Here is a 23,469-nt window from a genome sequence, read left to right as displayed (position 1 = left end):
AAACGCCCCACTAGGGGGCGTTTTTATTCACAGACTAGCAGCCCGTCAAGCAGCAGCTTTTTTAGTCGCTGCTTCGATACGGCGGGTGATGTACCACTGCTGCGAAATCGACAGGCAGTTGTTCACAACCCAGTACAGCACCAGGCCAGCCGGGAACCACAGGAAGAAGAAGGTGAAGATGATTGGCATCATTTTCATTACCTTGGCCTGCATCGGATCCGGCGGCGTCGGGTTCAGACGCTGCTGAATGAACATGGTGGCGCCCATGATGATCGGCAGGATGAAGAACGGATCCTTGATCGACAGGTCAGTGATCCACAGCATCCATGGGGCCTGGCGCATTTCTACGCTTTCCAGCAGTACCCAGTACAGGGCCAGGAATACCGGCATCTGAACCAGGATCGGCAGGCAGCCACCCAGCGGGTTGATCTTCTCTTTCTTGTACAGCTCCATCATCGCCTGGGACATCTTCTGGCGATCATCACCGAAGCGTTCCTTCAGCGCAGCGAGCTTCGGCGCCACGGCACGCATGCGCGCCATCGAGCGGTAGCTGGCAGCCGACAGCGGGAAGAACAGGCCTTTGATCAGCATGGTCAGGACGATGATCGACCAGCCCCAGTTACCCAGCAGGCTGTGGATATGTTGCAGCAGCCAGAAGATCGGCTGGGCAATGAACCACAGGAAGCCGTAGTCGACGGTCAGTTCCAGGCCTGGGGACAACTCTTTGAGCTTGGACTGGATCTTCGGACCGGCGTACAGCATGGCGCTGGTTTCGACCTTGCCGCCAGCCGGAACGCTGATGGCTGGGCCGGTGTAGCCGATGATGTAGTTGCCTTGGCTGTCCTTGCGGGTCTGGACAACGTTGTTGTCCGACTTGGCCGGGATCCAGGCAGTGACGAAGTAGTGCTGCAGCCAGGCGACCCAGCCGCCGGACACATTTTCTTTCAAACTACCTTTGTCGATGTCCTTCATCGACACTTTCTTGTACGGCTCGGCAGCTGTCCACAGGGCGGCGCCCAGGTAGGTAGCGGTGCCGGTCGCCGTGCTCGAAGACGGATCGCCACTGGCGTCACGCTTGAGCTGGGCAAACATGTTGCCGCTCCAAGCCTGGCTGCTCTGGTTGTCGATCAGGTAGCTGACAGTCAGGTCGTACTCACCGCGCTTGAAGCTGAAGCGCTTGATGTAGTTCACACCGTTGTCGCTGAACTTCAGGTCCACCACCAGTTGTTCCTGGCCATCGGCCAGCTGGTAGTTGCGCTGTTCAGCCGCGTACAGCGGGCGACCCGTGGAACGGGCGTCCGGGCCATTGGCGCCGGTCAGGCCGCTCTGGGCCAGGTAAACACGCTCGCCACCGTTGTCGAACAGCTGGAACGGAATGTTCGGGTGGTCCTGACGGCGTGGGTACTTCGGCAGGTTCAGCTGGACGATGTCACCACCCACCGGGTCGATAGCCAGTTCCAGAACATCGGTCTTGACGCGGACCAGATCCTTGCTGAGTGCGACCGGTGCCAGTTCGGCAGGGCTCGATTCGGCGTTGGCGCTCGGTACATCGGCGCTGGCACCGTTGTTACCGGCCGGCACGCCATCGGGCAAGCCCGGAGCAACAGTGCTGGCAGCAGTATTCTGAGTCGGCAGGGCAGCTTGGCCGTAGTCATCGTTCCACTTCAGGACCATGACGTAGGACACGACTGCCAGCGCGGCGATCAGGATCGTGCGTTTAATATCCATGATTACTCGGCTATCGAAGAAGTTCGGGAGGAAGGAGCGGGTGGAACGGGATCGAAACCGCCGTCGTTCCACGGATGACAACGCCCCAGGCGACGAACGGCCAGCCACCCACCACGCCATAAGCCATGGTTTTCGATGGCTTCGTAAGCGTAACAGGAGCAGCTGGGGAAGAAACGACAGTGACTGGCCATCAGAGGACTGATGGCATAACGGTAAAACTGGATCGGAACGAGTGCCAGTTTACGCATCTTGGCTGTCTACCCCTGCGGAATCGGCGCTAACCGCTGGAGAAGGCCGGCTGCGCGCCAGGCGTTTCCAGAGCTTGCCAAAGTGTTGATGCAATTCCGGGTTTTCTACCTCACCCAATCCCTTGCGCGCGACGATCACGATGTCCAGGCCAGCGAGTATCTGCTGGTTCAGACGAAAGGAATCGCGCATCAAGCGCTTGAGGCGATTGCGTTGAACGGCGAGCTTGACGCTCTTCTTGCCGATCACCAGGCCAAGGCGCGGATGATCGAGGCCGTTCTCGCGAGCAAGGATCAGCAGGTTTTTCCCTGGAACCTTGCCGGTTGGGGAGTCGAAGACCGCTTTGAAATGTCGGGGTGTAAGCAGTCGCTTTTCCCGACTGAAGTCCTGACTCACCACCTGTGCCGAAAAATCAAATGGCCAGACGCTTACGGCCTTTGGCACGACGACGCGACAGAACAGCGCGGCCGTTCTTGGTAGCCATACGAGCACGGAAACCGTGAGTGCGCGCGCGCTTGATGGTGCTTGGTTGGAAAGTACGTTTCATGGCGTGTTACCTGGGTTTGTCGACGACGGCCGGGATGGCCCCCTTTTTAAGAGACCGGCGATTCTAGAGAAAGCAAGCCAATAGGTCAATTTCCAACCAGTCATTCCTTATAGAAGGCGTGACGGGCTCGGTCGATCAGACGCTGCCCAGACACGGCCTTAGCGTGAACGCACATCGGGGGATAACATGAAAAAAAAGAAGAGACATTTAAAAAGCTTTCTTAAAGAACTTATAAATCTTAAGTGGATAACTTTCTGTGGATAACGTTCTGAAGCCCAGAAATAGCGGGCTGTACAGAGTTTTGAAACCCTGTCGGTATCCGGTGCTGCGCTTGTGCTCCGCATGCGCAGAAGCTGTGGATTAAAGTGCTCATTATCCACAGGTGAATTATCCACAGATCTCAACCCAGGGTTGTGCATAGCCCTCAGGCGCGGTTATCCACAGAGCTTATGCACAGCGCAATAAAGCCGTTTTGGTCGATAAATGGCTGTTTTGTCATGGCTCCTAACGTATCCACATGTGGATAACTGATCGCTCGACCGGTACAATGGCGGTTTGTTTTTGCCTCATCCGGCTTTCAAACTCAGGGGATATCCGTGTCAGTGGAACTTTGGCAGCAGTGCGTGGAGCTTCTGCGCGATGAACTGCCTGCCCAGCAATTCAACACCTGGATCCGTCCGCTACAGGTCGAAGCCGAAGGCGACGAGTTGCGCGTCTATGCGCCTAACCGTTTCGTTCTCGATTGGGTCAATGAAAAGTACCTGGGTCGTCTGCTCGAGCTGTTGGGTGAGAACGGCAGCGGCATTGCGCCTGCCCTTTCCTTATTAATAGGCAGCCGTCGCAGCTCGGCGCCGCGGGCCGCGCCCAATGCGCCGGTCAGTGCCGCTGTGGCCGCTTCGCTGGCGCAGACCCAGGTACAAAAAGCCGCGCCTGCTGCGATGTCGGTAGAGCCTGCCGCTGCGCCTGTGGAAGCTGCGCAGGTCAATGAGGTTGCCGAGCCTTCGTCGCGTGACAGCTTTGATGCCATGGCCGAGCCTGCGCCGGCACCGGCTACCAACACCCGCACCGAACAGCGCACTGTTCAGGTTGAAGGTGCCCTCAAGCACACCAGTTACCTGAACCGCACGTTCACGTTCGACACCTTCGTCGAAGGTAAGTCGAACCAGCTGGCGCGGGCCGCTGCCTGGCAGGTCGCCGACAACCCGAAGCATGGCTACAACCCGCTCTTCCTTTATGGGGGTGTGGGCTTGGGTAAAACCCACTTGATGCATGCTGTGGGTAACCACCTGCTGAAGAAAAATCCGAATGCCAAGGTGGTCTACCTGCATTCGGAGCGTTTCGTCGCGGACATGGTCAAGGCGTTGCAGCTCAATGCCATCAACGAATTCAAGCGCTTCTATCGCTCGGTCGATGCGTTGCTGATCGACGACATCCAGTTCTTCGCCCGCAAAGAGCGTTCCCAGGAAGAGTTTTTCCACACCTTCAACGCCCTGCTCGAGGGCGGCCAGCAGGTGATCCTCACCTCCGACCGCTACCCGAAGGAAATTGAAGGCCTGGAAGAACGTCTGAAATCCCGCTTCGGCTGGGGCCTCACCGTTGCGGTAGAGCCTCCCGAGCTGGAAACGCGTGTCGCGATTCTGATGAAGAAGGCGGACCAGGCTAAAGTCGAGCTGCCGCATGACGCTGCCTTCTTTATTGCCCAGCGCATCCGCTCTAACGTCCGCGAACTGGAAGGTGCCCTGAAGCGGGTGATCGCTCACTCGCACTTCATGGGCCGCGACATCACCATCGAACTGATTCGCGAATCGCTCAAAGACTTGCTGGCGCTGCAAGACAAGCTGGTCAGTGTGGATAACATTCAGCGCACAGTGGCCGAGTACTACAAGATCAAGATCTCCGATCTGTTGTCCAAGCGTCGCTCGCGTTCTGTCGCGCGCCCGCGCCAGGTAGCCATGGCCCTGTCGAAGGAGCTGACCAACCACAGTCTGCCGGAGATCGGCGACATGTTTGGTGGTCGCGACCACACGACCGTGCTGCACGCCTGCCGCAAAATCAACGAACTGAAGGAATCCGACGCGGACATCCGCGAGGACTACAAGAACCTGCTGCGGACGCTGACGACCTGATGGCCGTCTGCGCAGCTAATTGAAGGCAAGGGACTAGACCATGCATTTCACCATTCAACGCGAAGCCCTGTTGAAACCCCTGCAACTGGTCGCCGGTGTCGTCGAGCGCCGTCAGACCTTGCCGGTCCTGTCTAACGTATTGCTGGTTGTGCAAGGCCAGCAGCTGTCGTTGACCGGTACCGACCTGGAAGTCGAACTGGTAGGCCGCGTGCAACTGGAAGAGCCAGCCGAGCCTGGCGAAATCACTGTCCCGGCCCGTAAGCTGATGGACATCTGCAAAAGCCTGCCAAACGACGTCCTGATCGATATCAAGGTCGACGAGCAAAAACTGTTGGTCAAGGCCGGCCGCAGCCGCTTCACCCTGTCGACCCTGCCCGCCAATGACTTCCCGACGGTGGAAGAAGGCCCAGGCTCGCTGACCTGCAACCTGGAACAGAGCAAGCTGCGCCGCCTGATCGAGCGCACCAGCTTTGCCATGGCTCAACAGGATGTGCGCTACTACCTCAACGGCATGCTGCTGGAGGTGTCGCGTAACACCCTGCGCGCCGTCTCTACCGATGGCCACCGCCTGGCGCTGTGCTCCATGAGCGCGCCCATCGAGCAGGATGATCGCCACCAGGTGATCGTGCCGCGCAAAGGTATCCTGGAGCTCGCGCGCCTGCTGACTGATCCGGAAGGCATGGTCAGCATCGTCCTGGGGCAACACCACATTCGCGCAACCACCGGCGAGTTCACCTTCACCTCCAAGCTGGTGGACGGCAAGTTCCCGGACTACGAGCGTGTACTGCCTAAGGGGGGCGACAAGCTGGTGGTCGGTGATCGTCAGGCGCTGCGTGAGGCATTCAGCCGTACCGCGATCCTGTCCAACGAAAAGTACCGCGGCATTCGCCTGCAACTGGCCGCTGGCCAACTGAAGATTCAGGCCAACAACCCTGAGCAGGAAGAAGCAGAAGAAGAGATCAGCGTCGACTACAACGGCAGCGCGCTGGAGATCGGCTTCAACGTCAGCTACTTGCTGGACGTGCTGGGCGTGATGACGACCGAGCAGGTACGTCTGATTCTGTCCGACTCCAACAGCAGTGCGCTGCTGCAGGAGGCTGGCAATGATGACTCTTCCTACGTTGTCATGCCGATGCGTCTGTAACCTGTAGCAGACTGAATGTCCCTTCGACGTATCATGGTCACCGCGGTGCGCAACCTGCACCCGGTGACCCTCTCACCCTCTCCCCGCATCAACATCCTCTACGGTGCTAACGGCAGCGGCAAAACCAGTGTGCTCGAAGCTGTGCACTTGTTGGGGCTGGCGCGCTCGTTCCGCAGTACCCGTCTGAACCCGGTCATCCAGTACGAGCAGCCAGCTTGCACCGTGTTTGGCGAGGTTGAGTTGACGTCGGGGGGCACCAGCAACCTAGGCGTATCTCGCGAGCGGCAAGGTGATTTCACCATCCGTATCGACGGGCAGAATGCCAAAAGCGCTGCGCAGTTGGCCGAGCTGCTACCCCTGCAGCTGATTAACCCGGACAGTTTCAGGCTGTTGGAAGGCGCCCCGAAAATTCGCCGCCAATTCCTGGATTGGGGAGTGTTCCACGTGGAACCTCGTTTTCTGCCTGCCTGGCAACGTCTGCAGAAGGCGCTCCGGCAGCGGAACTCGTGGTTGCGGCATGGTACACTTGACCCAGCTTCGCAAGCCGCCTGGGACCGGGAATTGTGCCTGGCCAGCGCGGAAATAGATGAATACCGTCGCAACTACATCAAGGCCTTGAAGCCCGTCTTCGAGCGAACCCTGAGCGAACTGGTCGAGCTTGACGGGTTGACCCTGAGCTATTACCGAGGCTGGGACAAGGACCGGGAACTCAACGAAGTACTCGCCTCCTCTCTTCTTCGTGACCAGCAAATGGGCCACACCCAGGCCGGTCCGCAGCGTGCTGATCTGCGTCTTCGTTTGGCTGCCAATAACGCAGCCGACATTCTGTCGCGAGGGCAGCAGAAACTTGTGGTGTGTGCGCTACGCATTGCCCAAGGGCACCTCGTCAGCCAGGCTCGCCGCGGTCACTGTATTTATCTCGTGGATGACTTGCCGTCAGAACTGGACGAGCAACACCGCCGCGCATTGTGCCGCTTGCTAGAAGAATTACGCTGCCAGGTGTTCATCACCTGTGTAGATCACGAATTACTGAGGGAAGGCTGGCAGACGGAAACGCCAGTTGCTTTGTTCCACGTGGAACAGGGCCGTATCACCCAGACCCACGACCATCGGGAGTGAAGGCATGAGCGAAAATCAAACGTACGACTCCTCCAGCATTAAAGTGCTGAAAGGTTTGGATGCCGTACGCAAGCGTCCCGGCATGTACATTGGCGACACCGATGATGGTAGCGGCCTGCACCACATGGTCTTCGAAGTGGTCGACAACTCGATCGACGAAGCCCTCGCCGGTCATTGCGATGACATCACCGTCATCATCCACACGGATGAATCCATCAGCGTGCGCGACAACGGTCGCGGCATTCCGGTTGACGTGCATAAAGAAGAAGGCGTATCCGCAGCCGAGGTCATCATGACCGTGCTGCACGCCGGCGGTAAGTTCGACGACAACTCGTACAAAGTTTCGGGCGGCCTGCACGGTGTGGGTGTTTCCGTGGTTAACGCCCTGTCCGAGAAGCTGGTGCTGACTGTGCGTCGCAGCGGCAAGATCTGGGAGCAAACCTACGTTCATGGTGTCCCTCAAGCGCCTATGGCGATTGTAGGTGACAGCGAAACGACCGGTACCCACATCCACTTCAAGCCTTCGGCTGAGACGTTCAAGAACATCCACTTCAGCTGGGACATCCTGGCCAAGCGGATCCGTGAACTGTCGTTCCTCAACTCGGGCGTCGGCATTCTGCTCAAGGATGAACGCAGCGGTAAGGAAGAGTTCTTCAAATACGAAGGCGGCCTGCGTGCGTTCGTCGAGTACCTGAACACCAACAAGACGCCGGTGAACAACCAGGTGTTCCACTTCAACGTCCAGCGTGACGATGGTGTGGGTGTTGAAGTTGCCCTGCAGTGGAACGACAGCTTCAACGAAAACCTGCTGTGCTTCACCAACAACATTCCGCAGCGCGATGGCGGTACTCACTTGGTGGGCTTCCGCTCTTCGCTGACCCGCAGCCTGAACAGCTACATCGAGCAGGAAGGCCTGGCCAAGAAGAACAAGGTGGCGACCACGGGCGACGATGCCCGTGAAGGCCTGACCGCGATCATCTCGGTCAAGGTCCCTGACCCCAAGTTCAGCTCCCAGACCAAAGACAAGCTGGTTTCCTCGGAGGTGAAAACCGCCGTGGAACAGGAGATGAACAAGTACTTCTCGGACTTCCTGCTCGAGAACCCGAACGAAGCCAAAGCTGTTGTCGGCAAGATGATCGACGCCGCCCGTGCCCGCGAAGCCGCGCGCAAGGCGCGTGAAATGACTCGCCGCAAAGGTGCACTGGACATCGCGGGCTTGCCAGGCAAGTTGGCCGACTGCCAGGAAAAGGACCCTGCCCTTTCCGAATTGTACCTGGTGGAGGGTGACTCCGCCGGTGGTTCGGCCAAGCAAGGTCGTAACCGTCGCACTCAGGCGATCCTGCCGTTGAAGGGTAAGATCCTCAACGTCGAGAAGGCTCGCTTCGACAAGATGATCTCGTCCCAGGAGGTCGGTACGCTGATCACCGCACTGGGCTGTGGTATCGGTCGCGAAGAGTACAACATCGACAAACTGCGTTATCACAACATCATCATCATGACCGATGCTGACGTTGACGGTTCGCACATCCGTACCCTGCTGCTGACCTTCTTCTTCCGTCAGCTGCCAGAGCTGGTCGAGCGTGGCTACATCTACATTGCCCAGCCACCGTTGTACAAGGTGAAGAAAGGCAAGCAGGAGCAGTACATCAAAGACGACGAGGCCATGGAAGAATACATGACCCAATCGGCCCTGGAAGATGCCAGCCTGCACCTGGACGAGTCGGCGCCAGCGGTTTCCGGTGTTCAGCTGGAAAGCCTGGTGAACGAGTTCCGTGGCGTGATGAAGACCCTCAAGCGTTTGTCGCGCCTGTACCCACAGGAGCTGACCGAGCACTTCATCTACCTGCCGGAAGTTACCCTGGAGCAACTGGGCGACCACGCTGTGATGCAGGCCTGGCTGGCCAAGTTCCAGGAGCGTCTGAGCAGCACCCAGAAGTCGGGCCTGGCGTATCAAGCCAGCCTGCGCGAAGACAAGGAGCGCAATGTCTGGCTGCCGGAAGTGGAAATCACCTCGCACGGCCTGGCCAGCTACATCACCTTCAACCGCGATTTCTTCGGCAGCAACGACTACCGTACCGTGGTCAACATCGGTTCCAAGCTGGCCAGCCTGCTGGGCGAAGGTGCTTATGTGCAGCGTGGCGAGCGCCGCAAGGCAATCGTCGAGTTCAAGGAAGGCCTGGACTGGCTGATGAACGAAAGCACCAAGCGCCACACCATCCAGCGATACAAAGGGCTGGGTGAGATGAACCCGGACCAGCTGTGGGAAACCACCATGGACCCAACCGTGCGCCGCATGCTCAAGGTCACCATCGAAGACGCGATCGCTGCCGATCAGATCTTCAACACCTTGATGGGCGATGCAGTGGAACCTCGCCGCGAGTTCATCGAAAGCAACGCGCTGTCGGTATCGAACCTGGACTTCTGATCAGGTGTAGGTTGAACGACAAAAAAAGCCCGCGAAAGCGGGCTTTTTTATGCGTGCGATACGGTGGGTCAGTAGCCGCTGAGAATGTTCACGATCACCCCACTGGCAATCGCCACCAGCACATAGTCGCCATTCACAGCCAACCAACGGTGGTCACGCGGTGGCGCATAGAGGTGACGTGCACGCCAGTCGGTTACCCAGTAGCGATCGCCGCGGTAATGGGGGTCAACGGCATGCCCGCGTTGCCATTGCTGATGAGGTATCGGCATACCCGGCTGTGGACGGAAGTTCGGGTTTTGGTAAGGGGCTGGCGCATGGCCGTTACCCGGCCGACCCTGCGGCTGTTTGCCGTGCTGGCCGTTGCCATGCGGTGTGTTGCCCTGATGGGAGGGGCCGTTGTCATGCCCCTGGGGTGGGCCCGGTTGAGCAAAGCTGGCCAGCGGCGCGCTGAACATCAGCGCGGCGCACAGCACGGTCAGGGTTTTTTTCATGTGTTGCTGATCCTCTGCATGTTAATGCCCGGCGCAAGTTCTGTTCGCCTGGTGCGGTTAACGGATCAGACAGCGGTTTTGCCAAGCTACTCCTTAGCTCGAGGTAAAGGTCAGGTAAAGGTGGGCAAGGCCTAGACTGCCTACGTGCCCAAGCCCAGCGCCTTCAGGCGTCGATAGAGGGTGCGCTCACTCATGCCCAAGTGGCGCGCCAGCTCACTGCGTGGGCCCTGAAACTGCTCCAGCGCCTGCGCCAGCTCACTCAGGTCGCTATGGCCTCGGCCCCTGGTCACGCCGGGTGCAATCGGTGGGCCGATGTCGTCAGGCAGGTGCTCGGGACGGATCAGCCCGTCATCGGCAAACAGCCGTGCCCGCTCAAGGATGTTACGCAACTCGCGGATATTGCCCGGGAACGGATGCAGCCCGAGGTGCTTCAATGCGTCATCGGCCAACCTGGGCGCGGGCTGCCCAGCCATACGCTGGAGCAGGCTTTCGACCAGCAATGGCAGGTCCTCCACGCGCTCACGCAGGGCAGGCAGCCGTATAGGAAAGCCACTGATGCGGTAATACAGATCCTCACGGAACGTACCTTCGGCGACCATTTTCTTGAGCGGCTTGTGCGTGGCCGAGACCAAACGGAAATCCGAGTGCACGGTCCGCAGGCTGCCCACCGGGCGGAAGCTGCCGGACTCGATCAGGCGCAGCAGCTTGACCTGCATGGCCATCGGCACTTCGCCGATTTCGTCGAGGAACAACGTGCCGCCATGTGCGGCTTCGGCCAGGCCGATCTTGCGTTGGTTGGCGCCGGTGAACGCCCCTTTCTCGTAGCCGAACAGCTCGCTCTCGAACAGCGACTCGGTCAAGCCGGTGCAGTCGACCACGACCAACGGCCCGTTTGCGCGCGGGCTGCCCATGTGCAGGGCGCGGGCGAACAGCTCTTTGCCGGTACCCGATTCGCCCTGGAGCAACACCGGGATTTGCGCGGGCGCCGCGCGCTGCAGGCTGGCCAATGCTGCCTTGAACGCTGGCGCCCGCCCAACCAAGCCCTGCTGCTGAGGTTGCGCTGCGGCGAGCGTGATGGTGGTGAGGCGCTCGACAAAGGCGACCACCCTGCCCTGCTCATCCAGGATTGGCCGCAGCTCGACGTCCACATGCTCAGGGCCGCGTGGCGTGTGATGAATGTGCAGCACACGTTCCGGCACCTTGCTGTCCCATGCCTTGCGCATGGGGCAATGCTCGCCGGCCTGGTCGCACGGCACGGCATAGTGGTGCGAGACCTTGTGGCATTTTTCACCCAGCGGCGCCTGCTGGTCTCGGCCGAACTGGCGGCGGTAGGCCGCGTTGGCCGCGAGAATGTTGTAGTCCGTGTCCAGCACGATGGTGGGCAGGGCATCGTGTTCGAGGTAGGAAACCAACGCTAGGATGATGTGATGAGGCTCAGGCATGACGGCACCGATGTGATAACCCGGCGGAGGGTAGCAAGGACTGCCAAACACTGCCATTGGCTGACAGTCGACTGCCAACGTGGCTGCCATGTTGCCAGGCAAGCGCCAGCCCGGCCCGTATTCATTGGCCAAGGCCTGTGAAAAACCCTGGCATGCATCTTGATAAACCTCCGTTCACTGCCTACGCCTCTATAGGGGGCGTAGGAAACTTTGGAGAACGTGATGATCATCGGTAACAACCTTCACGTGGAAGCCTTCTTCGACGAGGCGACCTCGACCATCAGCTACCTGCTCATGGACGGCGAGACGCGCAAATGCGCGTTGATCGACAGCGTTTTGGATTACGACCCCAAGTCGGGGCGCACCTGCACCGCCTCGGCAGACCGGTTGATCACCCGGGTAAAGGCGCTCGATGCCGAGGTGCAGTGGATACTGGAAACCCATGTGCATGCAGACCACCTGTCGGCCGCGGCCTATCTGAAGGACAAGCTCGGCGGCCACACCGCCATCGGTGCGCAGATCACCCAGGTGCAGAAAGTGTTTGGCGCGCTGTTCAATGCCGAACCCGGCTTTGCCCGGGATGGCAGCCAGTTCGATGTCCTGTTGGAGGATGAGGAAGGTTTCCGTATCGGCAACCTGCATGCCCGTGCTTTGCACACGCCGGGGCACACCCCCGCCTGCATGAGCTATGTGGTGGTCGATGGCGGTGAAACGGCGGTGTTCGTCGGTGACACGCTGTTCATGCCCGACTATGGCACAGCCCGTTGCGACTTCCCCGGCGCCGATGCCCGCACCCTGTATCGCTCAATCCGCCGCCTGCTGGCCTTCCCCGACCAGACCCGGTTGTTCATGTGCCACGACTACCTGCCGGGTGGGCGCGACATGCAATACGTCACGACCGTGGCCGAGCAACGTGGCAGCAACGTCCACATTCACCACGGCATCGACGAAGACAGCTTCGTGGCCATGCGCGAAGCCCGCGACAAGACCCTCGACATGCCCGTGCTGATCCTGCCATCGGTGCAGGTCAACATGCGCAGCGGCCACTTCCCTGAGCCCGAGGCCAATGGCGTGAGCTACCTGAAGATTCCACTGAACACGCTTTAACCGCTTTTACCCATAACGAGATTTCCAGGAAATACCGCCATGCCTGCCTTGCTCCACCCTGCCAAAACGCTCAATACCGACCACCACAAAGTGGTGATCGTCGGTGCCGGTGCTGCCGGTATCGCCACCGCGTCCAGCCTGATCAGCCGTGATCCGTCACTGGATATCGCCCTGATCGACCCCGCCGACGTGCATTACTACCAGCCCGGCTGGACCCTGGTCGGTGCCGGCGTGTTCAAGGCGCCAGACACGGCGCGCACCATGGCCTCGACCCTTCCCCGTGGCGTACATTGGATCAAGGCGCGCGTGCAGGGCTTCGACCCTTTGGGCCAGTTGGTCGTACTCGAAGATGGCCGCGCTATCAGCTATGAACAGTTGGTGGTTTGCCCAGGCCTGAAACTCGATTGGCAGGCCATCGACGGCCTGAGCGAGACACTGGGCCGTAACGGCGTGACCTCCAACTACCGCTACGACCTGGCCTCGTACACCTGGCAACTGGTGCAGCAGCTCAAGCAGGGCCGCGCCTTGTTCACCCAACCGCCGATGCCGATCAAGTGCGCTGGTGCGCCACAGAAAGCGCTGTACCTGTCTTGCGACCACTGGCTGCGCCACGGGCACTTGGGGGATGTGAAAGCCAGTTTCTTCAACGCCGGGGCCGTGCTGTTTGGCGTGGCCGACTACGTGCCCGCACTGATGGCTTACATCGACAAGTACGCCGTGGACCTTAACTACGCCCATCGCCTGGTGGCGGTGGATGGCCCCGGCAAGCGCGCGACGTTCGTGCGTACCTTGGCCGACGGCAGCACTGAAACCCGTGTCGAGGCCTTCGACATGCTGCACGTGGTGCCGCCGCAGGTGGCGCCAGACTTCATTCGCGAGAGCCCGTTAGCAGACAGCGCGGGCTGGGTCGACGTCGACCCGCAGACCTTGCGCCATCGAAAGTTCACCACTATCCATGCCCTGGGCGACGTGGCCAACACCAGTAATGCCAAGACTGCTGCGGCAGCGCGCAAGCAGGCGCCGGTAGTGGCCAATAACGTGTTGGTGGGGTTGGGCAGGCTCCCTACCCTCGCCATGTACGACGGCTATGGTTCGTGCCCGCTGACTGTCGAGCGCGGCAAGATCGTGCTGGCCGAGTTCACCTACGGCGGCAAAGTGGCGCCGAGCTTCCCACGCTGGCTACTCGATGGCCGACGGCCGACGCGCCTGGCCTGGTTGCTCAAGGCGCGGGTACTGCCGCCGTTGTACTGGAAAGGCATGCTCAAGGGGCGTGAATGGTTGGCGCGGCCGCAGCCATTGGTAGCTGAGGCCAAACAGTGATCGAACACCAACTGTTGGGCGCAGGCTTGGGGGCGGTCATCGGTGCCGTGCTGGCCTTGACCGGTGCGGGGGGCGGTATTCTTGCGGTGCCATTGCTGGTGTTTGGCCTTGGCCTGTCGATGGCCGAGGCGGCGCCAGTCGGCCTGTTGGCGGTGGGCCTTGCTGCCGCCGTGGGGGCAGTGCTGGGTTTGCGTCAGGGGTTGGTGCGCTATCGAGCGGCGTTGTTCATCGCCCTGATCGGCATCGCGGTAGCGCCCTTCGGCCTCATGCTGGCGCACCGTGTGCCCAACACGCCGCTGGCATTGGTATTCGCCGGCGTGCTGGTCTACGCCTGCCTGCGCATTTGGCGCAAGGCGGCCAGGGAGCTGCGCGGTGAAGCCAACGATGCTCACCGCTACATCGAACCCTGCGTGCTCAACCCGCTGCAGGGCCGTTTACGCTGGACGTTGCCCTGCGCACGCGCCCTGGCCTTTACCGGCGCGCTGTCGGGGTTGCTGTCGGGGTTGCTGGGCGTGGGCGGTGGGTTTGTGATCATCCCCGCCTTGAACCGCTACACCAATTTGCGCATGGCCAGCATCGTTTCGACCTCGCTGGCGGTGATTGCGCTGGTGTCCACGGGGAGCGTGGTCAGCGCCAGCCTGGCGGGGGTGATGCACTGGCAGGTCGGCGCACCGTTTGCGCTCGGTGCGGTGGTCGGTTTGCTGCTGGCGCGGCCATTGGCAGCCAAACTCGCCGGGCCGCGCTTGCAGCAGATGTTTGCCGTGGCCGGTTGGGCGGCCGCCCTGCTGTTGGCCGGCAAGGCGCTACTGGGCTAGCAGCTCGCCCTGTTCGGCGGCACACAGCGCCAGCAGGTAGTCCCACACTACCCGCAGGCGCACCGATTTGTGCAGCTCGCGACGGGTGCAGATCCAATAGCTGCGCTGGATGGTTTCGCTGGGCAGCACCCGGACCAGCGTCGGGTCATGGCGCGCCATGAAGTTGGGCAGCACGGCAATGCCAAGGCCCGCGCGCGCCGCGTGTTGCTGGGCGATCACACTGGTGCTGCGAAACGCCACGTTGGGCGCGCGGCAGAAACTGTTGAGAAACAGCAGCTCCTGGCTGAACAGCAGGTCATCGACGTAGCCGATCCAGCTGTGCCGAGCCAAGTCTTCGCGGTTGCGCAGCGGCGGTGCGCGGTCGAGGTACGCTTGGCTGGCGTAGAGCGCCAGGCGGTAGTCGGTGAGCTTGCGGGTGATCAGCAGGTCGGCGTTGGGCCGCTCCAGGTGGATGCTGATTTCCGCCTCGCGGTTGAGGATGCTGACGAAGCGCGGCACCGCCACCAGTTCCACCTCAAGGCCTGGGTAGCGCTCGAACAGCGCGTTCATGCGCGGGGTGAAGAACATGATGCCAATGCCTTCGGTCACCCCCAGGCGGATCTTGCCCAGCGGGGTGATGGCTTGGGTGATTTCTTCCTGCGCCAGCAAGGCGACGTTTTCCATGGCTTCGGCGTGCTTGAGCAGGGCCTGCCCGGACGGGGTCAAGTCGTAGCCTTGGGCATGCTGCACGAACAGTGGCGTGCCCAGGCTTTTCTCGATGCTCTCGATATGCCGGGCCACGGTGCTGTGGGTGGTATTGAGGCGTTTGGCGGCAGTGAGCAAACGGCCGCTGCGCTGCAACTCGAGGAAAAACCGCAGATCGTTCCAGTCGAACATGCTGATCCTTTTGGGCTGTTCACTCTGGCCGGCGATGGCCAAAGCAGACATGTCACTGTGCTAAAACGCACAGCGGCTGCGCGAAATCTCGTGTTTCCACAGCGAAATTAATCAATAAGATGGTTCGGGACAAGAACAATAATCAGGCGCGAGGTTGCACATGCCATCAGCCGATTCTGTCTTCGACTACGTGGTCGTGGGCGCCGGTCCAGCCGGGTGCCTGCTGGCCAATCGATTGTCCGCCGACCCTTCCTGCCGCGTGCTGCTGCTGGAAGCGGGTGGCCGTGACAACTATCCCTGGATCCACATCCCCGTCGGCTACCTCTACTGCATCGGCAACCCACGCACTGACTGGTGCTTCAAGACCGAAGCACAAAGCGGCCTGGGTGGTCGCAGCCTGGGTTATCCACGGGGCAAGGTGCTGGGCGGTTGTTCATCGATCAACGGCATGATCTACATGCGCGGCCAGGCGGCTGACTATGACCACTGGGCCGAGCAAGGCAACCCAGGCTGGGCCTGGAAGGACGTACTGCCACTGTTCAAGGCCAGTGAAAACCATTTTGCCGGTGACAGCGAGCACCATGGCGCTGCCGGCGAATGGCGGGTCGAGCGCCAGCGTTACAGCTGGCCGATCCTCGATGCGTTCCGCGAGGCGGCCGAGCAAAGTGGCATCGCCAAGGTCGACGACTTCAACACCGGTGACAACCAGGGCTGTGGATACTTTCAGGTCAACCAGCGCAGTGGCGTGCGCTGGAACGCGTCAAAGGCGTTTCTTCGGCCCGTGCTCAGCCGGCCCAACCTGACGGTGCTGACCGGTGTAGAGGTCGATCAGGTACTGCTCAACAACACCCGTGCCCGTGCGGTAAAAGCCCGCTGGCAAGGTGCCTGGCACGAGTTCGCTGCCCGTCGCGAGATCATTCTGTGCGCCGGCGCCGTCGGCTCGCCGGGGATCCTGCAACGGTCTGGTATCGGCCCGCGCAAGCTGCTCGAAGACTTGGGCATTGGCGTGCGGCATGACATGCCCGGTGTCGGCGGCAACCTGCAGGACCACCTGCAATTGCGCCTGATCTACCAGATCCGCAACACCCGTACCTTGAACCAGATGGCCAACAGCCTGTGGGGCAAGATGGGCATGGGCCTGCGTTATCTCTATGACCGCAGCGGCCCGTTGGCCATGGCGCCTAGCCAGTTGGGGGCGTTCGTGCGCTCCAGCCCCGAACAGGCCACGGCCAACTTGCAGTACCACGTGCAGCCCTTGTCGCTGGAGCGGTTCGGCGAGCCATTGCACCGCTTCCCGGCCTTCACCGCTTCGGTGTGCAACCTGCGCCCGCTCAGCCGCGGGCGCATCGACATCCGCGCCGCCGATATGCACAGCGCGCCACTGATCGACCCCAACTACCTCAGTGACCCACAGGACTTGCGGGTCGCCGCAGACGCCATTCGCATGACGCGGCGCATCGTCCAGGCCCCTGCCCTCGCGGCCTTCGACCCCCAGGAATACCTGCCGGGCCCTGCCCTGCAAAGCGAAGACGAGTTGTTTGAGGCCGCTGGCAAGATTGGCACCACCATCTTCCATCCCGTGGGCACCTGCCGCATGGGCAGTGGCCCAGAGGATGTTGTGGATAACCAGTTGCGGGTGCATGGCATCCCAGGCTTGCGGGTGGCGGATGCCTCGATCATGCCGCAGATCACCTCCGGCAATACCTGTTCACCCACGCTGATGATCGCCGAAAAGGCGGCGCAACTTATCCTCAAAGGAGCTGCGACCCAGACCTACCTAAACGAAGACGCAATACCGACGCCCTGACCCGGGTGCGTGCAACACCGGCAGCTTGCGGTCGGAGGCTGCCGACAGTGGAACAAAAAGAATAATCACTGTGGCCTGTGGGCCGAGGACAGCAACGATGTCGGATTACATCCAAGAGCAGGGTGCGACGGCCAGCAGCGCCAGCCGTCGTGAAGAAAGAAAGATCATTTTCGCGTCATCCCTCGGGACGGTTTTCGAGTGGTATGACTTTTTTCTCTATGGCGCGCTGGCGGCGGTCATCAGCAAGCAGTTCTTTGCTGGGGTCAACGACACCACGGCCTTCATCTTTGCCTTGATGGCCTTCGCCGCCGGCTTCCTGGTTCGCCCCTTCGGTGCGCTGGTGTTTGGCCGGCTGGGCGACATGATCGGGCGCAAGTACACCTTCCTGGTGACCATCGTGCTGATGGGCCTGTCGACCTTTGCCGTCGGCCTGCTGCCCACGTATGCCAGCATTGGTATTGCGGCACCGATCATCCTGGTAATCCTGCGCATGCTGCAGGGCCTGGCGCTTGGTGGCGAGTACGGTGGCGCGGCCACCTACGTGGCCGAGCATGCCCCGCCGGGTAAACGCGGCTTCCATACCGGTTTCATTCAATCCACCGCCACCCTGGGCCTGCTGCTGTCGTTGCTGGTCGTACTGGGCAGCCGTTACATCAGTGGTGACCAGTTCGAAACCTGGGGATGGCGCCTGCCGTTCCTGCTGTCGATTTTCCTGCTGGCGATTTCCACCTGGATTCGCATGAGCATGCACGAGTCGCCTGCCTTCGTGAAAATGAAGGCCCAGGGCAAGATCAGCAAATCGCCGATCCGCGAGTCGTTCACCTCCTGGCCGAACCTCAAGGTGGTGCTCACTGCCCTGTTCAGCATCAATGCTGGCCAGGCGGTGACCTTCTACACCGCGCAGTTCTACGTGCTGTTCTTCATGACCCAGATGCTCAAGATGGACCCCGCCCAGGCCAACACGTTGCTGATCATCAGTGTGGTGATCGGCGCGCCGTTCTTCGTGTTCTTCGGTTGGCTGTCGGACCGTATCGGGCGTAAGCCGATTCTGATGCTCGGCCTGCTGCTGGCGACGGTGCTGTACTTCCCGCTGTTCAAGGCGCTCAGCCATTACGCCAACCCGCAGATCGACGCCGCCAGCCGCCAGGCACCGATCGTCGTGACCGCCGACCCGCAGGGCTGCACCTTCCAGTTCGACCCGGTTGGCAAGGCGCGCTTCGACAGCCCATGCGACAAGGTCAAGACGTTCCTGGTCAAGCAAGGCTTGCCGTACAGCTCGGTGAGCGTGGCTGGCAGCGAGGTGGTGGTCAACATTGGCGACAAGACCATCAATGGTTTCGACGACGCCGCCATGCGCTCGGCGATCGAGCAGGCGGGGTACCCAGCCAAGGCTGATCCGGGGCAGGTCAACGAGGTGATGGTGGTGGTGCTGATCGTGGCGATGATCCTGATCGCGACCATGACCTATGGCCCACTGGCGGCGGTGATGGTCGAGCTGTTCCCGACCCGTATCCGCTATACCTCGATGTCCCTGCCCTACCACATCGGCAACGGCTGGTTCGGTGGCTTCCTGCCGACAGTGTCGTTCGCGCTGGTGGTGTATACCGGGGATATCTTCTACGGGCTGTGGTACCCGGTGCTGGTGACCGGCATCAGCCTGGTGGTGGGGATTTTCTGCCTGAAAGAAACCAAGGACGTGGATATCGACAAGGTCTGACGCGGCTCAGGTTTACCCATAAAAAAACCGGCTTTAAAAGCCGGTTTTTTTATGCCGCGAAAAAACTTATGCACGTTTTTCGCAAATCTGTCATGTGAAGAAATAAACAGCTAATTCAATCACTTACTGCATACATAGAACAGATTGCAGAAAAACTGCTCACAAGTTATCCACAGAAACTCAAGCAGTCTGCTCCTGTGGCTTTTCAGCCGCGGGTGGCAGCGAACCCAGGGCCCTTTGCGTGGCCTCGTTCCAGGCGGCGGCGCGGTCATTGAGCTCGGCAATTGCACGAGGGCCGGTGCCGTTGGCGTACATTGGCTCACCGATCACCACCTCGATGGTGCCCGCACGTTTGCCCCAGCCAGCCTTGGGCCAGAACTTGCCCGCGTTGTGCGCAATGGGCAGCACCGGCAGGCCGGCATTGACCGCCAGCGCGGTACCGCCACGGGAGAACTTGCCGACGGTGCCAAACGGCACGCGGGTGCCCTCTGGGAAGATCAGCACCCACACACCCTGCTTGAGCAGTTCATCACCTTGGCTGGCGACCTGACGCAGGGCTTCTTTAGGGTTGTCGCGGTTGATCGCGATGGGCCGCAGCATGGCCATGGCCCAGCCGAAGAACGGCACGTACAGCAGCTCGCGCTTGAGCACTTGGCTGAGCGGCGAGAAGTACTGGGAAAGGAAGAAGGTCTCCCAGGTGCTCTGATGGTTGGACAGGATCACACACGGCTCATTCGGCACATTCTCGGCGCCGGTGATCTTGTAATCGATGCCAAGGATGGTGCGGGTCAAAAATAACGCGCAACGGCACCAGTACACGTTGATGAACGTGTAACGCTTGGGGAACGACAAGAAGGGCGCGACAAAAAAGCTCAGGGAGCACCACAGCAACGAGCTGGTGCCCAGCAGCAGGTAAAAAAGAAAGATTCTGATCGCCTGCAGGATCGACATAGTGGCATGTACCGTTGCGGGGCGTGCCCGCCTGAGAAAATGCGCCCTAAGGCGCACTGTTTAAATTAGTTCTCTGGCGATAGCTGCCAGATCGTCGAAAATCAGTGTAGTTTCAGGGACACCTTTTTCCAGGGTCCGCTCGCCCTTGCCGGTTTTCACCAACACGGGTTGTGCACCGACGGCCAGGGCGGCCTGAAGGTCACCTTGGCTGTCGCCGACAAACCACACGCCGCCAAGGTCGGCCTGGTAGTGCTCGGCAATCGCCCGCAGCATGCCCGGCTTGGGCTTGCGGCAATCGCAGCCTTCATCCGGGCCATGTGGGCAATAGACGATATGGCCCACTTCGCCGCCCTGCTCGGCCACCAACGCACGCAGGCGCGCGTGCATGGCCTCGAGGGTTTGCACCGGGTAATAGCCGCGGGCAATGCCGGACTGGTTGGTGGCCACGGCCACCGTCCAGCCCGCTTTGCTCAACTGCGCGATGGCCTCGACCGAGCCGGGAATGGGGATCCACTCCTCCAGCGACTTGATGTAAGCGTCGGAGTCATAGTTGATCACCCCGTCTCGATCGAGAATCAGCAGTTTCAAGGCTTACCCCAGCAGCGAGATGTCGGCCACACCCAGGAACAGACCGCGCAGGCGGCTGAGCAGGGCATAACGGTTGGCGCGGACCTTGGCGTCCTCGGCGTTGACCATCACCGCCTCGAAGAAGGCGTCGACCGGGTCACGCAGGGCTGCCAGGCGAGCCAGCGACTCGCTGTACTGACGCGCAGCGGCCATCGGTTGCACGGCCTGGTCGGCCTGCTGAATGGCCGAGTACAGGGAGAACTCGTTGGCGTTGTCGAAGTACTTCGGCTCGACCTGCTCGGCGATAGCGCCTTCGGCCTTGCTCAGCAGGTTCGACACGCGCTTGTTCACCGCGGCCAGGGCTTCGGCTTCCGGCAGTTTGCGGAACGCCTGCACGGCCTGCACACGCTGGTCGAAGTCCAGGGCAGAACCCGGCTTCAGGGCGCGTACCGACAGGTAGGTGGCCACGTCAATGCCTTCGTCTTCGTAGCGTGCACGCAGGCGATCGAAGATGAACTCCAGCACTTGCTCAGCCAGGCCGGCAGCCTTGACCTTGGCACCGAACTGCTTGACCGCGAACTCGGCCGCACCGGTCAGGTCCAGGTCCAGCTGCTTCTCGATCAGGATGCGCAGCACGCCCAGCGCGGCGCGGCGCAGGGCGTACGGGTCTTTGCTGCCGGTTGGCAGCATGCCGATACCGAAGATACCGACCAGGGTGTCGAGCTTGTCAGCGATCGCCACGGCAGCACCGGTGACGGTCTCTGGCAGCTCGGCGCCAGCGCCGCGCGGCATGTACTGCTCGTTCAGCGCCATGGCGACGTCTTGCGGCTCGCCATCGTTGAGCGCGTAGTAGTAACCGGCAACGCCCTGCATCTCAGGGAACTCGCCAACCATCTCGGTGGCCAGGTCACACTTGGACAGCAGGCCGGCACGCGCGGCGCGCTGGGCGTCACCGCCAATCAGCGGGGCAATGAACGCGGCCAGCTTGGAAACACGCTCGGCCTTGTCGTACACGGTGCCCAGTTGAGCCTGGAACACCACGTTCTTGAGGCGCTCGTTGAAGGTTTCCAGCGGCTGCTTCTTGTCTTGCTTGAAGAAGAACTCGGCATCGGTCAGGCGTGGGCGCACGACCTTTTCGTTGCCTTCGATGATCTGCTTCGGGTCACGGCTTTCGACGTTGGCCACGGTGATGAAGCGCGGCAGCAGCTTGCCTTCGCTGTCCAGCAGGCAGAAGTACTTCTGGTTGTCCTGCATGGTGGTGATCAGGGCTTCTTGCGGCACGTCGAGGAAACGCTCCTCGAACGAGCACACCAGCGGCACTGGCCACTCGACCAGCGCGGTCACTTCGTCCAGCAGCGCCGGCGGCACGATGGCGCTGCCTTCCTGCTGCAGGGCCAGTTCGGCGGTGCGCTTGGCAATCAGCTCGCGGCGCTCGGCGAAGTCGGCCAGCACGTAGGCTTTGCGCAGGTCTTCGACGTAGTTGGCCGGGGTGGTGATAACCACGTTTTCCGGGTGGTGGAAGCGGTGGCCACGGGACTCACGGCCGGCCTGCTGGGCGAGGATGGTGCAGTCGACGACCTGGTCGCCAAGCAGCATCACCAGCCACTGGGTTGGGCGCACGAACTCTTCGCGGCTGGCGCCCCAGCGCATGCGCTTGGGGATCGGCAGGTCGTTGAGCGAGTCTTCGACGATGGTCGGCAGCAGGCTGGTAGTGGCCTTGCCCGGGATGTGCTGGGAGAAACGCAGCTTGGCGCCGCTCTGGTCGATTTCCGACAGCTCTACACCGCACTTCTTGGCAAAGCCCAGGGCCGCTTGGGTCGGCTCGCCGTCTTTGAAAGCAGCCTGCAGGGGTGGGCCGTCGATGTTGATGCTGCGGTCAGGCTGCTGCACGTCGAGTTGGCGGATCAGTACGGCCAGGCGGCGCGGCGCGGCGTATACCGATTTGCTGGCGTAGTTCAGGCCAGCGGCCTGCAGGCCTTTCTCGATACCGGCCAGGAAGGCGTCGCCCAGGCTTGCGAGGGCCTTGGGTGGCAGCTCTTCGGTGCCCAGTTCTACCAGGAAATCTTGAGCACTCATTGTGCAGCCTCCAGCTTAGCCAACACTTCGTCACGCAATTCAGGGGTGGCCATCGGGAAGCCCAGGCGTGCGCGGGCTTGCAGATAGCTTTGCGCCACGTCCCGGGCCAGGGTACGTACGCGCAGGATGTAACGCTGGCGCTCGGTCACCGAGATGGCGCGGCGGGCGTCGAGCAGGTTGAAGGTGTGCGAAGCCTTCAGGACCATTTCGTAGGTCGGCAGCGGCAGCTCCAGCTTGATCAGGCGGTTGGCTTCGCTTTCGTAGAAGTCGAACAGCTCGAACAGCTTCTCGACGTTGGCGTGTTCGAAGTTGTAGGTCGACTGCTCGACTTCGTTCTGGTGGAACACGTCGCCGTAGGTGACCTTGCCGAACGGGCCATCGGCCCATACCAAGTCGTAGACCGAGTCGACACCCTGGATGTACATGGCCAGGCGTTCGAGGCCGTAGGTGATTTCACCGGTGACCGGGTAGCACTCGATGCCGCCCACTTGCTGGAAGTAGGTGAACTGGGTCACCTCCATGCCATTGAGCCAGATTTCCCAGCCCAGGCCCCAGGCGCCGAGGGTTGGCGATTCCCAGTTGTCTTCGACGAAACGGATATCGTGGACCAGCGGATCCAGGCCAATGGCTTTGAGCGAGCCGAGGTACAGCTCCTGGAAGTTGGCCGGGTTCGGCTTGAGCACCACCTGGAACTGGTAGTAGTGCTGCAGGCGGTTTGGGTTTTCGCCATACCGCCCGTCGGCAGGGCGACGGCTAGGCTGCACGTAGGCGGCGTTCCAGGTCTCTGGGCCGACGGCGCGCAGGAACGTGGCGGTATGGAAAGTGCCGGCGCCTACTTCCATATCGTAGGGCTGAAGCACCACACAACCTTGAGCTGCCCAGTAGTTCTGCAGGGCGAGGATCAGGTCTTGGAAGGTACGCACGGCTGGCGTAGGCTGGCTCACGAAATTCACCTGTATCTGGGG

General features: G+C 61.0%; 20 protein-coding genes. 9 read left to right on the top strand and 11 right to left on the bottom strand.

All coding sequences use genetic code 11. From position 1 onward, the window contains the following. Window positions 1-45: 45 nt before the first annotated feature. Genes yidC through rpmH form a run of 4 tightly spaced genes read right to left on the bottom strand, consistent with a single transcriptional unit; the run spans window position 46 to window position 2,521 of the window. The gene (yidC, locus tag D886_RS0100690) at window positions 46-1,728 is read right to left on the bottom strand and encodes a membrane protein insertase YidC (protein ID WP_027592071.1); all 1,683 of its coding nucleotides are present in this window, start codon (window positions 1,726-1,728) and stop codon (window positions 46-48) included. 2 nt (window positions 1,729-1,730) lie between these two features. Further along, window positions 1,731-1,976, bottom strand: a complete 246-nt coding sequence (gene yidD, locus D886_RS27535; RefSeq protein ID WP_075046823.1) for a membrane protein insertion efficiency factor YidD — start codon at window positions 1,974-1,976, stop codon at window positions 1,731-1,733. Continuing rightward, entirely contained in the window at window positions 1,969-2,373 is a 405-nt protein-coding gene (gene rnpA, locus D886_RS27530; RefSeq protein ID WP_077068714.1) for a ribonuclease P protein component, read from the bottom strand. Before rnpA ends, yidD begins: the two co-directional genes overlap by 8 nt. 13 nt (window positions 2,374-2,386) lie before the next feature. After that, a complete protein-coding gene (rpmH, locus tag D886_RS27525) occupies window positions 2,387-2,521 on the bottom strand; it encodes a 50S ribosomal protein L34 (protein ID WP_003253163.1) in 135 nt (44 codons plus the stop codon). 596 nt (window positions 2,522-3,117) lie between these two features. On the opposite strand from rpmH, the gene dnaA reads away from it, so the two are divergent. Genes dnaA through gyrB form a run of 4 tightly spaced genes read left to right on the top strand, consistent with a single transcriptional unit; the run spans window position 3,118 to window position 9,335 of the window. After that, complete coding sequence (gene dnaA, locus D886_RS0100680) at window positions 3,118-4,647, top strand: chromosomal replication initiator protein DnaA (RefSeq protein ID WP_027592069.1); 1,530 nt, start codon at window positions 3,118-3,120, stop codon at window positions 4,645-4,647. Between the two features lie 40 nt (window positions 4,648-4,687). After that, the gene (dnaN, locus tag D886_RS0100675) at window positions 4,688-5,791 is read left to right on the top strand and encodes a DNA polymerase III subunit beta (RefSeq protein WP_027592068.1); all 1,104 of its coding nucleotides are present in this window, start codon (window positions 4,688-4,690) and stop codon (window positions 5,789-5,791) included. Window positions 5,792-5,806: 15 nt separating this feature from the next. Then, entirely contained in the window at window positions 5,807-6,910 is a 1,104-nt protein-coding gene (gene recF, locus D886_RS0100670) for a DNA replication/repair protein RecF (RefSeq protein ID WP_027592067.1), read from the top strand. 4 nt (window positions 6,911-6,914) lie between these two features. Then, entirely contained in the window at window positions 6,915-9,335 is a 2,421-nt protein-coding gene (gene gyrB, locus D886_RS0100665) for a DNA topoisomerase (ATP-hydrolyzing) subunit B (RefSeq protein WP_027592066.1), read from the top strand. A 68-nt stretch (window positions 9,336-9,403) separates the two neighbouring features. Here the strand turns inward: gyrB and D886_RS0100660 are convergent, their stop codons facing one another. Beyond that, complete coding sequence (locus D886_RS0100660) at window positions 9,404-9,826, bottom strand: RcnB family protein (RefSeq protein WP_027592065.1); 423 nt, start codon at window positions 9,824-9,826, stop codon at window positions 9,404-9,406. A gap of 140 nt (window positions 9,827-9,966) precedes the next feature. After that, window positions 9,967-11,268 (bottom strand): sigma-54-dependent Fis family transcriptional regulator, encoded by a 1,302-nt coding sequence (locus D886_RS0100655; RefSeq protein WP_027592064.1) that lies wholly within the window; start codon window positions 11,266-11,268, stop codon window positions 9,967-9,969. A gap of 222 nt (window positions 11,269-11,490) precedes the next feature. On the opposite strand from D886_RS0100655, the gene D886_RS0100650 reads away from it, so the two are divergent. Genes D886_RS0100650 through D886_RS0100640 form a run of 3 tightly spaced genes read left to right on the top strand, consistent with a single transcriptional unit; the run spans window position 11,491 to window position 14,510 of the window. Then, window positions 11,491-12,375, top strand: a complete 885-nt coding sequence (locus D886_RS0100650; RefSeq protein ID WP_027592063.1) for an MBL fold metallo-hydrolase — start codon at window positions 11,491-11,493, stop codon at window positions 12,373-12,375. Between the two features lie 39 nt (window positions 12,376-12,414). Further along, window positions 12,415-13,695: an FAD/NAD(P)-binding oxidoreductase gene (locus D886_RS0100645; RefSeq protein WP_027592062.1), complete on the top strand. Its 1,281-nt coding sequence runs from the start codon at window positions 12,415-12,417 to the stop codon at window positions 13,693-13,695. Next, window positions 13,692-14,510, top strand: coding sequence for a sulfite exporter TauE/SafE family protein (locus D886_RS0100640; protein ID WP_027592061.1), 819 nt, complete (start codon window positions 13,692-13,694; stop codon window positions 14,508-14,510). The genes D886_RS0100645 and D886_RS0100640 overlap by 4 nt, the downstream gene beginning before the upstream one ends. On the opposite strand, the gene D886_RS0100635 is transcribed toward D886_RS0100640, so the two are convergent. Next, window positions 14,499-15,386, bottom strand: coding sequence for a LysR family transcriptional regulator (locus tag D886_RS0100635; RefSeq protein WP_027592060.1), 888 nt, complete (start codon window positions 15,384-15,386; stop codon window positions 14,499-14,501). The two genes, D886_RS0100640 and D886_RS0100635, sit on opposite strands and share 12 nt — an antisense overlap. Before the next feature lie 160 nt (window positions 15,387-15,546). Here D886_RS0100635 and D886_RS0100630 point away from each other — a divergent pair, with 160 nt between their 5' ends. Next, complete coding sequence (locus D886_RS0100630; RefSeq protein ID WP_027592059.1) at window positions 15,547-17,193, top strand: GMC family oxidoreductase; 1,647 nt, start codon at window positions 15,547-15,549, stop codon at window positions 17,191-17,193. Window positions 17,194-17,290: 97 nt separating this feature from the next. Continuing rightward, window positions 17,291-18,910, top strand: coding sequence for an MFS transporter (locus tag D886_RS0100625; RefSeq protein ID WP_027592058.1), 1,620 nt, complete (start codon window positions 17,291-17,293; stop codon window positions 18,908-18,910). A 180-nt stretch (window positions 18,911-19,090) separates the two neighbouring features. Here D886_RS0100625 and D886_RS0100620 read toward each other — a convergent pair whose 3' ends face one another. Genes D886_RS0100620 through glyQ form a run of 4 tightly spaced genes read right to left on the bottom strand, consistent with a single transcriptional unit; the run spans window position 19,091 to window position 23,448 of the window. Further along, complete coding sequence (locus D886_RS0100620; RefSeq protein ID WP_027592057.1) at window positions 19,091-19,861, bottom strand: 1-acyl-sn-glycerol-3-phosphate acyltransferase; 771 nt, start codon at window positions 19,859-19,861, stop codon at window positions 19,091-19,093. A gap of 60 nt (window positions 19,862-19,921) precedes the next feature. After that, window positions 19,922-20,449 (bottom strand): D-glycero-beta-D-manno-heptose 1,7-bisphosphate 7-phosphatase, encoded by a 528-nt coding sequence (gene gmhB, locus D886_RS0100615; protein ID WP_027592056.1) that lies wholly within the window; start codon window positions 20,447-20,449, stop codon window positions 19,922-19,924. Window positions 20,450-20,452: 3 nt separating this feature from the next. Further along, on the bottom strand, window positions 20,453-22,504 hold the full coding sequence (gene glyS / locus D886_RS0100610; protein ID WP_027592055.1) for a glycine--tRNA ligase subunit beta: 2,052 nt from the start codon (window positions 22,502-22,504) through the stop codon (window positions 20,453-20,455). Then, window positions 22,501-23,448, bottom strand: coding sequence for a glycine--tRNA ligase subunit alpha (gene glyQ, locus D886_RS0100605; protein WP_027592054.1), 948 nt, complete (start codon window positions 23,446-23,448; stop codon window positions 22,501-22,503). Before glyQ ends, glyS begins: the two co-directional genes overlap by 4 nt. Window positions 23,449-23,469: the final 21 nt, after the last annotated feature.

Origin of the sequence: Pseudomonas sp. LAIL14HWK12:I7 (genome assembly GCF_000483465.1) — a bacterium.
Lineage (GTDB): Bacteria > Pseudomonadota > Gammaproteobacteria > Pseudomonadales > Pseudomonadaceae > Aquipseudomonas > Aquipseudomonas kermanshahensis.
The sequence above is the reverse complement of the archived record's forward strand: the minus strand, read 5'-3'. Positions and strand labels throughout refer to the sequence as shown.

Coding starts and splice junctions, on each gene's coding strand:
- yidC (WP_027592071.1), bottom strand. CDS start 1,728: ATGGATATTAAACGCACGATCCTGATCGCCGCGCTGGCAGTCGTGTCC.
- yidD (WP_075046823.1), bottom strand. CDS start 1,976: ATGCGTAAACTGGCACTCGTTCCGATCCAGTTTTACCGTTATGCCATC.
- rpmH (WP_003253163.1), bottom strand. CDS start 2,521: ATGAAACGTACTTTCCAACCAAGCACCATCAAGCGCGCGCGCACTCAC.
- dnaN (WP_027592068.1), top strand. CDS start 4,688: ATGCATTTCACCATTCAACGCGAAGCCCTGTTGAAACCCCTGCAACTG.
- recF (WP_027592067.1), top strand. CDS start 5,807: ATGTCCCTTCGACGTATCATGGTCACCGCGGTGCGCAACCTGCACCCG.
- gyrB (WP_027592066.1), top strand. CDS start 6,915: ATGAGCGAAAATCAAACGTACGACTCCTCCAGCATTAAAGTGCTGAAA.
- D886_RS0100660 (WP_027592065.1), bottom strand. CDS start 9,826: ATGAAAAAAACCCTGACCGTGCTGTGCGCCGCGCTGATGTTCAGCGCG.
- D886_RS0100655 (WP_027592064.1), bottom strand. CDS start 11,268: ATGCCTGAGCCTCATCACATCATCCTAGCGTTGGTTTCCTACCTCGAA.
- D886_RS0100650 (WP_027592063.1), top strand. CDS start 11,491: ATGATCATCGGTAACAACCTTCACGTGGAAGCCTTCTTCGACGAGGCG.
- D886_RS0100645 (WP_027592062.1), top strand. CDS start 12,415: ATGCCTGCCTTGCTCCACCCTGCCAAAACGCTCAATACCGACCACCAC.
- D886_RS0100635 (WP_027592060.1), bottom strand. CDS start 15,386: ATGTTCGACTGGAACGATCTGCGGTTTTTCCTCGAGTTGCAGCGCAGC.
- D886_RS0100630 (WP_027592059.1), top strand. CDS start 15,547: ATGCCATCAGCCGATTCTGTCTTCGACTACGTGGTCGTGGGCGCCGGT.
- D886_RS0100625 (WP_027592058.1), top strand. CDS start 17,291: ATGTCGGATTACATCCAAGAGCAGGGTGCGACGGCCAGCAGCGCCAGC.
- D886_RS0100620 (WP_027592057.1), bottom strand. CDS start 19,861: ATGTCGATCCTGCAGGCGATCAGAATCTTTCTTTTTTACCTGCTGCTG.
- glyS (WP_027592055.1), bottom strand. CDS start 22,504: ATGAGTGCTCAAGATTTCCTGGTAGAACTGGGCACCGAAGAGCTGCCA.